At 66.1% G+C, this 11,657-nt stretch carries 8 protein-coding genes; 5 read left to right on the forward strand and 3 right to left on the reverse strand.

Going from position 1 to position 11,657, the window contains the following annotated elements; genetic code table 11:
- Both RT551_RS09130 and RT551_RS09135 read left to right on the forward strand, forming a co-directional pair.
- Window positions 1-1,789 (forward strand): NahK/ErcS family hybrid sensor histidine kinase/response regulator (locus RT551_RS09130; RefSeq protein ID WP_313457757.1); only part of this gene is annotated, 1,789 nt, incomplete at its 5' end.
- 75 nt (window positions 1,790-1,864) lie between these two features.
- The gene (locus RT551_RS09135; RefSeq protein WP_313457758.1) at window positions 1,865-2,974 is read left to right on the forward strand and encodes a hypothetical protein; all 1,110 of its coding nucleotides are present in this window, start codon (window positions 1,865-1,867) and stop codon (window positions 2,972-2,974) included.
- Between the two features lie 41 nt (window positions 2,975-3,015).
- Here the strand turns inward: RT551_RS09135 and mntP are convergent, their stop codons facing one another.
- The 3 genes from mntP to acs all read right to left on the reverse strand — a co-directional run bounded on the left by mntP (window position 3,016) and on the right by acs (window position 6,620).
- Window positions 3,016-3,594, reverse strand: a complete 579-nt coding sequence (gene mntP, locus RT551_RS09140) for a manganese efflux pump MntP (protein ID WP_313457761.1) — start codon at window positions 3,592-3,594, stop codon at window positions 3,016-3,018.
- 401 nt (window positions 3,595-3,995) lie between these two features.
- Window positions 3,996-4,661 (reverse strand): response regulator transcription factor, encoded by a 666-nt coding sequence (locus RT551_RS09145; RefSeq protein ID WP_125360565.1) that lies wholly within the window; start codon window positions 4,659-4,661, stop codon window positions 3,996-3,998.
- A gap of 15 nt (window positions 4,662-4,676) precedes the next feature.
- Window positions 4,677-6,620, reverse strand: coding sequence for an acetate--CoA ligase (gene acs / locus RT551_RS09150; RefSeq protein WP_311193087.1), 1,944 nt, complete (start codon window positions 6,618-6,620; stop codon window positions 4,677-4,679).
- A 271-nt stretch (window positions 6,621-6,891) separates the two neighbouring features.
- Here acs and RT551_RS09155 point away from each other — a divergent pair, with 271 nt between their 5' ends.
- The 3 genes from RT551_RS09155 (at window position 6,892) to RT551_RS09165 (ending at window position 11,634) form a co-directional block, all read left to right on the forward strand.
- Entirely contained in the window at window positions 6,892-8,313 is a 1,422-nt protein-coding gene (locus tag RT551_RS09155; protein ID WP_313457765.1) for a DcaP family trimeric outer membrane transporter, read from the forward strand.
- An 84-nt stretch (window positions 8,314-8,397) separates the two neighbouring features.
- The gene (locus RT551_RS09160) at window positions 8,398-10,062 is read left to right on the forward strand and encodes an MFS transporter (protein WP_313457768.1); all 1,665 of its coding nucleotides are present in this window, start codon (window positions 8,398-8,400) and stop codon (window positions 10,060-10,062) included.
- Window positions 10,063-10,218: 156 nt separating this feature from the next.
- The gene (locus tag RT551_RS09165; protein ID WP_313457771.1) at window positions 10,219-11,634 is read left to right on the forward strand and encodes a coniferyl aldehyde dehydrogenase; all 1,416 of its coding nucleotides are present in this window, start codon (window positions 10,219-10,221) and stop codon (window positions 11,632-11,634) included.
- Window positions 11,635-11,657: the final 23 nt, after the last annotated feature.

Consider the following 11,657-nt stretch of genomic DNA (forward strand, 5'->3'; position numbering starts at 1 on the left):
GTCGCGGGTGGTCGGCGAGCGCCACGCCCGGCGCGCCTTCTTCGAACAGGCACAGTCGATGGATCGCGACCTGCAGGCGTCCGCGCCGGCCGACCGCGCCTGGGTGCAGTTCACCGAACGCCTGCTGGCCGCGTCGATTGGTGCGGCGTCGGCGCGCCTGCTGCTGACCAGCCTGCTGCGCGGCTCGGGCATGGACCTGGGCGAAGTGGTCGCGGTACTGGACGAAGCAGGCCAGGAACTACGCTTCAACCGCGAGATCCTCTCCACCACGCTGGAAAACATCAGCGCCGGGGTCAGCGTGGTTGACCCGGAAATGCGGCTCACGGCCTGGAACCGGCGTTACCAGCAGATGTTCGGTTACCCCGACGGCATGCTGTACGTGGGCCGGCCGGTGGCCGACCTGATCCGCTACAACGCCGAGCGTGGCGAGCTCGGCGAAGGCGACATCGAACTGCAGATCAACCGCCGCATCGGCTACATGCGGGCCGGCTCGCCGCACATCTTCGAGCGCACCCGCAGCGACGGCAAGGTCATCGAGATGCGCGGCCAGGCACTGCCCGGCGGTGGTTATGTCACCAGCTACAACGACATCACCGACTACAAGCACGCCGAGAAGGCGCTGCTGGAAGCCAATGAAACGCTGGAACAGCGCGTCGCCGAGCGCTCGCACGAAGCCGAAGTCGCGCAGCAGTCCAAGACCCGCTTCCTGGCCGCGATCAGCCACGACGTGCTGCAGCCGCTGAACGCGGCGCGGCTGTTTGCCTCGGCCCTGCGCGACAGCCACCACAACAACGACGAGCAACGCCATCTGGCCGAGCGCGTGGATGCGTCACTGCGTGCAGCAGAGGAACTGCTGGACGGGCTGCTGGACGTGTCGCGCCTGGAAGCCGGTGGCCTGCATCCAGTGGTGGGCGAGTTCGATGTCAGCCTGCTGATGCGCGAACTGGCGGCGCAGTACTCGCCGGTCGCGGCCGGACGTGGCCTGCGCCTGGATCTGTTCGCGCGCCCGGCCTGGGTGCGCAGCGACCGCCGCCTGCTGCGTCGTGTGCTGCAGAATTTCCTCGCCAACGCGCTGCGCTATACCCGGCAGGGCCGCATCGTGATGGCGGTGCGGCACCGTGGTGACAGCATCGAGCTGCAGGTATGGGACACCGGTCCGGGCATTCCCGAACACCACATGCAGCAGATCTTCGATGAGTTCCATCGTTACCAGCAGCCCTTCGACTGGGGCGAGCAGGGCCTGGGGCTGGGCTTGTCGATCTGCCAGCGCATCTCGCGCCTGCTTGACCACCAGCTCAACGCTCGCAGCCGCGTCGGCAGTGGCAGCATGTTCTCCATCCAGCTGCCGCGTGCACCCACCCCGCAGTTGCCGGCCCCCACGCCCGCTGCGGCGGAGCGCCCGCAGCGCACCGATTCGCTGGCCGGCATGCGCGTGTTGTGCGTCGACAACGACCAGGAAATTCTGGACGGCATGCGCGCGCTGCTCGGGCGCTGGCAGGTTGAGGTGATCACCGCCAGCACCGTTGACCAGGCGCTTGACCAGGTACAGGAGGCACCGGACGTCATGCTGGTGGACTATCACCTGCATGATCGTCTGGATGGCCTGGATGCGCTGGTAGCCCTGCGTGAGAAGGCCGGGCGCGACATTCCTGGCGCGCTGCTGACCGCTGACGGTCGCGACGAGCTCAAGCGCATGGCCCGCGAGCGCGGCTACCGGTTGTTGACCAAGCCGATCAAGCCCGCGTCGCTGCGCGCGTTCCTCACCGCGCACTCGCGCCTGGCCGGCTGATTCGGAGTCGTCTCAGTTCATTCTGGCGGCACCCTGCCTATGCTCCGCGACCAGACCTCGTCGCCTGGAGCCTGCGTGCTTTCCATTCCGTATCGCGCCGTCCTCAACATGCCGCTGCAGTCGGACTGGGCGTTGCCGACTGCCGCGGTGTTGGGTGCGGCGGTCGGAGGCGGCATGGCAGCGGCATTGCAAGGGGTGTCCAACATGCTGCCGGGCACCACCTTCGGCAGCATGCTCGGTGTGGGCTGGGCCAGCGTGCTGCAGGGCATGGACGAACAGGCGGCACGTCTGCGCGCGCACCACGCGCATGTTCGTGCGTTTGCCGACTACCCGGCCGTGCAGGCGCTGCTGCGCCGGGCGGGAACCCGCATTGACGATGAGCTGGCACTGCAGCGGCTGTCCGGCAAGCTGGAGGCCGACTTCGCGCGGATGACCGAACGCTTCAACGAATACTGCGTGCTGCGCGATCTGACCCCCAATCGACTGATCGGCCAGGTCATTCGTCACTTCTATCTGACCCACTGCGCGGATCGCGGCATCGTGCTGCTCAGCAAACGCAATGCCAGCGCGTGCTATCTGGTCGCCACACATACGCGCCATCAAGGCGACATCGCCAAGGCCATGAACCAGGAGGGCGTGGGCGCCGGAACCGCCTTGCGACAGATGCGCTGCCCCTACCTGCGCGTGGATCTGGCCAACGAGCGGCTGGCTGACGCAGGTGCCTTCACCACCGAAGTGCACGACGGCGAATGGCAGGTGTTACCGGCGGCGCTTCCACCCGGCCAGACCACCGAAACGCTTGCCCCGGAACCCCTTGTGCAGGTGGTCCGCCGGCGCTGTCCGCGTACGCATTGCCCGCGTGCCGGGCGACCGGCTTCGTTACCGGAGGCCGCTGCTCCGTCGTCGGGCGACGTGCTGGTCATACAGCGTGGGCCGCTGCTGCGTGCCAAGCTGGCGGCGTTGCCGTCCGAATGTCGTACCTGGCGGGAACTGGAGCGGATTGAGCAGGATCTGGCCGCCCACCGTCCCTGCGGACACCTGATCACCTACCAGGGCGAGGAATACCTGGCCAGCGACCTGCATATGGGCGGTCGTCGCTGCCCGGGGCGCAACGCATGGCGGCTGCTGCACCGGCGCATTCCCGGTGGGCATGAACTGGTCGACATCGTCGACCCACACCGCTGACCCCGCTGCCATGTAGTGCCGGGCCATGCCCGGCAATACCGTCAACCTGCAGCACCACTCAGATGTTCATACAGAATCGTCGACCCGACGAGGATCAGAATCACGCCCCCCACGATCTCCGCACGCTTGCCGACCAGCTGGCCCAGCGCTCGTCCCAGCATGATCCCGGTGGTGACCATGACCAGCGTGCACAGCCCGATCACCGCCGCCATCACGCCGATATGTACATTCAGGAAGGCCAGACCCACGCCAACCGCCATCGCGTCGATGCTGGTGGCGAAGCCGGTCATCGCCAGGTGCCAGAAGCCGTGGTGCTTGTCCGGATCCTCGTCGGCGTCGTCGCCATCGGGTTTCACCCCGTTGATGATCATGTGCACGCCCAGCGCGCCCAGCAGTACAAAGGCAATCCAGTGGTCGAAGGCTTCCACGTAGGACGACGCCGCACGGCCCAGCAACCAGCCGATCACCGGGGTCACTGCTTCAATGACGCCAAAAATAAGACCGGCGCGCAGCGCATCGACAAAACGTGGCCTGCGCATGGCCGCGCCCTTGCCGATCGCCGCAGCGAAGGCATCGGTGGACATGGCGAAGCCGATCAACAGGATCGAAATAGGAGACATGGGATCACGAACAGGTTGGGCAGACGCACGCAACGGCCCACGTTCGCGCCCAACCTGACGTTGCGCACGCGGACCGCTGGTCTCGCCAACCAGAACTGGCTGCCCGCACCACGGCGCACTGGCCGAGTATGTTGATACGGGCGTTTCCTTTGCAGGAAACAGGCTACTCCCCAAGGGGACGCGAAGCTTAGCACCGGCATCGGCGATTGACGTCGAAACGGGCGAATTGCGCAGGGCATGCTGGAATGTATAGCCGCAGCTATATGCCGCGGCGGGTAGTGCCGGCCGCTGGCCGGCAACCACGCATCAGCATCATCGCCCGACGTAGTGCCGGGCCATGCCCGGCAACCACGCACACCCAACACCGCGCGGAAAAGCAGCGGGGCAAGCCCCGCTCTACGTCAGTCTTCCTCGGGTGGCAGCACCAGCGGCTCGTCATCCAGCGTCAGCTTGCCGGCCATCAGCACCGCCTGGGTGCGGTTGGTCACCCCCAGCTTGCGCAGAATCGCGGTCACATGCGCCTTGATCGTGGCTTCAGAGACGTTGAGGTCGTATGCAATCTGCTTGTTCAACCGCCCCGCGCCGAGCATCTGCAGCACCCGGAACTGCTGCGGGGTGAGCTCGCGCAGGCGTTGCCCGACCAGGCGTTCCTCGTGCTCGGTCTCCGGCACGCTGTGCGCTTCCGGCGGAGCCCAGGTTTCGCCATCCAGGATGGTTCCCAGCGCGTGGCCGATCGTGTCCGAATCGGCCGACTTCGGAATGAAGCCGAAGGCACCGTGGTCCAGCGCCCGCCGCATCACGGTGGGCTCCTCGCGCGCGGACACCACCACCACCGGCAGGTGCGGGTGCAGGGCGCGCATGTGCACCAGTGCATTGAAGCCCTGCGCGCCAGGCATGTTCAGATCCATCAGGACCAGGTCGGCGTCGTTGTGTTCGTCGGCCAGGTGGTACAGCGCTTCCACGCTGTCGGCTTCGTACAGTTCAACGCCGGGAATCACCCGCTGCACCGCACCGCGCAGGGCTTCGCGGAACAGCGGGTGGTCATCGGCAATCAACAAGGTAGGCATGTGGGGGAGCCTGTCTCACTTGACCTTGCGTTCTTCCACCAGCGACGCCACCACCGACGGATCGGCCAGGGTCGAGGTGTCGCCGAGCTGGTCCGGGGCGTTCTCGGCGATCTTGCGCAGAATGCGGCGCATGATCTTGCCCGAGCGCGTCTTCGGCAGGCCCGGGGCCCACTGCAGGTGATCCGGCGCGGCAATCGGCCCGATCTCCTTGCGCACCCACGCCACCAGTTCCTTGTGCAGTTCGTCGCTGGGGGCTTCGTCGGCGACCAGGGTCACATAGGCGTAGATGCCCTGGCCCTTGATGTCGTGCGGGAAACCAACCACGGCCGCTTCGGCGACCTTGGGGTGCGAGACCAGCGCGCTCTCCACTTCGGCGGTGCCGATGCGGTGGCCGGACACGTTGATCACGTCGTCGACGCGGCCGGTGATCCAGTAGTAGCCATCCTCATCGCGACGGCAGCCGTCACCGGTGAAGTAGCTGCCCGGGTAAGTGCGGAAGTAGGTGTCGATGAAGCGCTGGTGGTCACCGTAGACGCTGCGCATCTGGCCCGGCCAGGAGTCGCGGATGATGAGGTTGCCTTCGGTGGCCCCTTCCTGGATCTCACCCTCGGCATTCACCAGTGCCGGCTGCACGCCAAAGAACGGCAGCGTGGCCGAGCCCGGCTTGAGGTCGATCGCACCGGGCAGCGGCGAAATCAGGATGCCGCCGGTCTCGGTCTGCCACCAGGTGTCCACGATCGGGCAGCGGCTGTCGCCGACCACTTCGTAGTACCAGCGCCAGGCTTCCGGATTGATCGGCTCACCGACGCTGCCCAGCAGGCGCAGCGAGCTGCGCGAGGTGCGCTTCACCGGAGCCTCGCCTTCGCGCATCAACGCGCGGATCGCGGTCGGGGCAGTGTAGAAGATGGTGACCTGGTGCTTGTCGATCACCTGCCAGAAGCGCGAGGTGTCCGGATAGTTCGGCACGCCTTCGAACATCAGCGAGGTCGCGCCGTTGGCCAGCGGACCGTACACGATGTAGCTGTGGCCGGTGACCCAGCCGACGTCGGCGGTGCACCAGTAGATGTCGTCCTCGCGCAGGTCGAACACCGACTCGTGCGTGTAGGCCGCGTACAGCAGATAGCCGCCGGTGGTGTGCAGCACGCCCTTCGGCTTGCCGGTGGAACCGGAGGTGTACAGGATGAACAGCGGATCTTCCGCGTTCATGCGCTCGGGCTCGCACTGCGCCGGCTGCGGGTCGACCACATCGTGGAACCAGCGGTCGCGCGGGGCCTGCATGTCCACCGCGCCGCCGGTGTGGCGCACCACCAGCACGGTTTCCACGGTGGTGGTGCCGGGAATCTTCAGTGCCGCATCGACGTTGGCCTTCAGCGGAATCTTGCGGCCGCCGCGCAGGCCTTCGTCGGCGGTGATGATCAGCTTGCTGCCGCAGTCGATCACGCGGTCGGCAATCGAGTTGGGCGCAAAGCCGCCGAACACCACCGAGTGGATCGCGCCGATGCGCGCGCAGGCCAGCATGGCGACGGCGGCGTCGACGATCATCGGCAGGTAGATGGTGACCCGGTCACCCTTCTTGACGCCGAGGCTGCGCAGCGCATTGGCCAGGCGGCAGGTGCGCTCGTACAGCTCGCGGTAGGTCACGCCCTTGGCCGGCGCGTCCGGGCTGTCCGGTTCGAACAGCAGCGCGATCTTGTCGCCGCGCGCGTCCAGATGCCGGTCCAGGCAGTTCACGCTGGCGTTGAGCTCGCCATCTTCGAACCACTTGATGCGGAAATCGTCCAGCTGGTAGCTGACGTTCTTGATCGTCTTGGGCGCGGTGTACCAGTCCAGCCGCTGCGCGGCCTTGCCCCAGAACGCGTCCGGGTTCTCCACCGACTCCTTGTAGAGCTGCTGGTAGGTGTTCTTGTCAATGCGCGCCTTGGCGGCAACGTCCGCCTTGACGGGGTAAAGATCAGCCATGGCACCCTCACTTGCACGTGGACTTGGGTTGTGCGTTTGCAGCATAACCCGCGAATGTTCCCCCTCAGTTTGCCGCATCCGCCGCGCCTCGCGGTATGGGCGCGGTTAGACCTTGGTCGTAAAACACTGCATGCAAGGTGGGGCAAGGCTCCCGGCGACCTCCTGCCTTCGACCAATGGCGAATAGCCAGGGTGCGTCAGCCGGCCGCACGCTCGGCTCGACCGTGACCCCACACGCGGCGATCACTTTGCCACCCGGGAGAGAGGGCAACATGAGTACCCGTATGTTGAAGACCGTGCGCAAACCCCTGGCGACCTGCTTGCTGGTCGCTCTGGTTGCGCCCGGCATGGCGTTCGCGCAGACCGCCAAAGAGCAGGCACTGGAGGCACGCGTCGCTGAACTGGAACGCCAGGTGCAGCTGCTGCTGTCTTCGCAGCAACAGCAGCAGACGCAGATCACCCAGACCCAGCAGGACGTCACGGCCGTGCGCACGGTGCAGGCCGAGCAGAAGCCGGCGGTGCCGGCCGGCAAGCAGCCGATCCAGGTCACCACCATCACCCCGGGCGCGGCACCGGGTACCACGGTCAAGATCGGCGGCTTCATCAAGGCTGACTTCCTGGCCACCCAGACCGGCGACGGTCAGCTGGCCGACGACGCCACTGGTCGCGCGCTGTACCTGCCCGGTCAGACCCCGGTCGCCGGTGCGGGCGGCAGCGGCGAGAAGTCGGACGTGGACTTCAACGCCCACGCCAAGTTCTCGCGCTTCAACCTGGGCATCGACAACGTGAGCGAATCGGGCAACAAGGCCGGTGCGTTCTTTGAAATGGACTTCTTCGGCAACTCGCTGGGCAACCAGACCGCCACCAATACCTACGGTGTGACCCTGCGCCACGCCTACATGTACTGGAACAAGTGGCTGGCCGGCCAGACCTGGTCGAACTTCATGGACGCAGCCTCGCTGCCGGAAGCGGCGGACTTCGTCGGTCCCACCGACGGCGTGCTGTTCGTGCGCCAGACCCAGATCCGCTACACCAACGGCGGCTTCAGCTTCGCGCTGGAAAATCCGGAAACCACGGTGCTGACCGGCACCCGCAACCCGGTCACCGGCGCGTGGACCAATGCGTCCAGCAACTCCGACCGTGGCAGCCTGCCAGACCTGACCGCACGTTATGGCTGGAAGGGCGACTGGGGCACCTTCGGTGTCGGTGCCATCGTGCGCCAGCTGAAAGTGGACAACCAGGCCACCGGCGCGGACGCCGACAAGATCGGCGGCGGCCTGACCCTGGGCGGCAAGTGGGTGATGGCCGACAGTGACACCCTGCATTACCAGATCAGCGGCGGCGAAGGCATTGCCCGCTATGTGGGTCTGGGTGTCACCGCCGATACCGCCTACGACGCGGCGCGCGACGAACTCAACCCCACAGGCGTGCTGGCCGGTTATGTCGGTTGGCGGCATGCCTTCACCCCGAAGCTGCGCACCAACCTGATCTACGCCCGCAGTGACTACGACAACGACGGAACCCTCGGCCCGCTGGTGACCAAGAGCGTGCAGAGCATCCGCGGCAACATCTTCTACACGCCGATGCCCAAGGTCGATATCGGTGCGGAGTACATGTACGGCGTGCGTGAGATTGAAGACGGCCGCAAGGGCGACATCAACCGCGTGCAGTTCACCACCAAGTACAGTTTTTAAATGCTTGCCGGGCATGGCCCGGCACTACAGAAAAATGCCGGCGTAACGCCGGCACACCACCATGCTTCGGAGGGGAAGCGTCTCATGTCCAGCACATCCAGTACCGCGCACGATTCGGCGGGGTCCCTGACCAAGGGACACAAGAAAGTCATTTTTGCATCGAGCCTCGGCACGGTGTTCGAGTGGTATGACTTCTTCCTGTACGGCTCGCTTGCCGCGATCATCGCCAAGCAGTTCTTCAGCGGCGTCAACGAAACCACGGGCATGATCTTCGCCCTGCTGGCCTTCGCCGCCGGCTTCTTCGTGCGTCCGTTCGGCGCGGCGTTCTTCGGCAGCCTCGGCGACCGCATCGGCCGCAAGTACACCTTCCTGGTCACCATTCTGATCATGGGCATCTCGACCTTCCTGGTCGGCGTGCTGCCCAACTACGCCTCGATCGGCTTCGCCGCACCGGTGATCCTGATCATCCTGCGCCTGGCCCAGGGCCTGGCCATGGGCGGCGAATACGGCGGTGCCGCCACCTATGTGGCCGAGCATGCACCGGACGACAAGCGCGGCCTGTACACCAGCTTCATCCAGTGCACCGCCACGCTGGGCCTGTTCCTGTCGCTGCTGATCATCCTGGCCTGCCGTTACGCGCTGGGCAATGAAGCCTTTGAAGCCTGGGGCTGGCGCATTCCGTTCCTGGTTTCGATCATCCTGCTGGGCATCTCGGTGTGGATCCGCCTGCAGCTGAGCGAATCGCCGCTGTTCCAGCAGATGAAGGCCGAAGGCAAGGGCTCCAAGACCCCGTTCCGTGACAGCCTCAAGGGCGGCAACCTGAAGCTGATGCTGCTGGTGCTGCTGGGTGCGGCCGCTGGTCAGGCCGTGGTGTGGTACGGCGGTCAGTTCTACGCGCTGTTCTTCCTGAGCAGCATGCTGAAGGTCGATGCCACTACGTCCTATCTGCTCATTGCCGCTGCACTGGCACTGGGTACGCCGTTCTTCATCTTCTTCGGCTGGCTGTCTGATCGCATCGGTCGCAAGAAGATCATCCTGGCCGGCTGTCTGCTGGCGGCGGTGACCTACATTCCGATCTTCAAGGGCCTGACCCACTTCGCCAACCCGGCCATCGAAGAAGCCCGTTCCTCCTCGCCGGCCCTGGTGGTCGCTGACCCGGCCACCTGCTCGTTCCAGTTCGATCCGGTCGGCCTGCGCAAGTTCACCAGCTCCTGCGACGTGGCCACCGCCGCGCTGACCAAGGCCGGTGTGCCGTATGACGTGCAGCCCGCCGCCGCCGGTTCGCTGGCGATGGTGAACGTGGGCAGTGCCAGCGTCACCTCGTACGAGGCTGCCGGTCTGACCAAGGAAGAAGGCAAGGCCAAGGCCGACGCCTTCGGTGCCGAGCTGAAGGCCGCACTCACCGGTGCCGGCTACCCAGCCAAGGCCGACGGCGCGCGCATCAACATCCCCGGCACGATCCTGATGCTGTGGATCCTGGTGCTGTACGTGACCATGGTGTACGGCCCGATTGCCGCCTACCTGGTCGAACTGTTCCCGACCCGCATCCGCTACACCTCGATGTCGCTGCCGTACCACATCGGTAACGGCTGGTTCGGTGGCTTCCTGCCAGCGATCTCGTTCGCGCTGGTGGCGGGTACCGGCAACCTGTACTACGGCCTGTGGTACCCGATCATCATCGCGCTGATGACGGTCGTGGTCGGCGGCCTGTTCCTGAAGGAAACCAAGGACGTGGACATCACCAAGTAAGAACGATCGGTGATGGAAGAACGAAGGGCCGTGGTGCGAACCACGGCCCTTTCGTCGTTCGGGCACCGCGATGACGCGCATGGCGCGTCGCTACACGTAGAGCCACGCCCTGCGTGGCTTCGCGGACCCTGACGCGCGCGTTGCTATATTCCGCCCATGACCGACGCCACGACCCATCCCGACGCGCTTCCCGCCCTCGTCGCCACCCTGCGGCAGGCCTGGCAGACTAACCGCCCGTCGCTCGACCAGCGCCGCAACGACCTGCAAACCCTGCGCAACGCGCTCAAAGCGCGCCTGCCGGAAATGGCCGAGGCCATCGCCGCTGACTTCGGCCATCGCTCGCACCACGAATCGCTGATCGCTGACGGCATGACTGTGCTGGGCGAGATCGACCACCTGCTCAAGCACCTGCGCAGCTACGCCAAGCCGCGCAGGGTCGGGGTCGGCTGGCGCTTCTGGCCGGCAAAGGCGCAGTTGCGTCCGGTCCCACTTGGCGTGATCGGCGTTATCTCGCCCTGGAACTACCCGGTCAATCTGGCGCTGATTCCGCTGGCCACCGCCATCGCCGCAGGCAACCATGTGCTGCTCAAACCGTCCGAACACACCCCACGCACCAGTGCCTTCCTGCAGTCACTACTGGCCGACGTGTTCCCGCCCGAGCGCGTGACGGTGGTGCAGGGCGACGGCGCATTAGCGGCGGCCGTGGCCCGCGCAGCGCTCGACCATCTGGTGTTCACCGGCTCCACCGCCGTGGGCCGCAAGGTGATGGCGGCCGCCGCGCCGAACCTCACCCCGCTCACCTTGGAGCTGGGTGGCAAGTCGCCGGCCATCGTCTGCAGTGACTACCCGCTGGAAAAGGCCGCCGCGCGGCTGGCCACCGGCAAGTGGTTCAACGCCGGCCAGACCTGCATCGCCCCGGACTATGTGCTGATCGACAGCCGTCGCCAGCGTGAGCTGGTGCAGCAGCTGCAGACCCAGGTGCAGGCGCGTTACGGCGACTTCCGTGATCCGATTGACTACACCCGCATCATCAATGAAGGCCAGTACCAGCGCCTGCAGGGCTATCTGACCCAGGCCCGCGAGCGCGGCGTGCCGGTGCTGGAGTTGGCCCACATCGACCGCGACCGCGCCGACCGCGAACGGCTGATCGCCCCCACCGTGGTGCTGGACCCGCCCGCCGACCTGGACCTGATGCGCGAGGAAATCTTCGGCCCGATCCTGCCGGTCTGCGCCTACCCGGACCTGGAGGCAGCCATTTCCGACATCCAGACCCGCGACCGCCCGCTGGCCTTGTATGTGTTCAGCGAGCGGCGCGAGCCGGTCGAGCAGGTGCTCGGCCAGGTCGTCGCCGGTGGCGTCACCGTCAACGACACCCTGCTGCACTTCGCCATCAACGGCCTGCCGTTCGGCGGGGTAGGGCCCAGTGGCATGGGCGCGTACCACGGCCGGGCGGGATTCGACGCCATGAGCAAGCTGTTGCCGATCCTGTACCAGGCGCGCTGGGCCGCCAGCGACCGGCTGAAGCCGCCGTACTCGAAGATCGCGGGCCTGCTCAAGTTGCTGGTGCGGTGAACCCCTGTGCCCGTGCCCGGCAC

The organism is Stenotrophomonas sp. (genome assembly GCF_032103445.1).
Lineage (GTDB): Bacteria > Pseudomonadota > Gammaproteobacteria > Xanthomonadales > Xanthomonadaceae > Stenotrophomonas.

Bases quoted from the DNA above. Each gene is read 5' to 3' on its own strand.
- RT551_RS09165 (WP_313457771.1), top strand. From the start codon at position 10,219: ATGACCGACGCCACGACCCATCCCGACGCGCTTCCCGCCCTCGTCGCC.
- acs (WP_311193087.1), bottom strand. From the start codon at position 6,620: ATGGCTGATCTTTACCCCGTCAAGGCGGACGTTGCCGCCAAGGCGCGC.
- RT551_RS09160 (WP_313457768.1), top strand. From the start codon at position 8,398: ATGTCCAGCACATCCAGTACCGCGCACGATTCGGCGGGGTCCCTGACC.
- mntP (WP_313457761.1), bottom strand. From the start codon at position 3,594: ATGTCTCCTATTTCGATCCTGTTGATCGGCTTCGCCATGTCCACCGAT.
- RT551_RS09145 (WP_125360565.1), bottom strand. From the start codon at position 4,661: ATGCCTACCTTGTTGATTGCCGATGACCACCCGCTGTTCCGCGAAGCC.
- RT551_RS09155 (WP_313457765.1), top strand. From the start codon at position 6,892: ATGAGTACCCGTATGTTGAAGACCGTGCGCAAACCCCTGGCGACCTGC.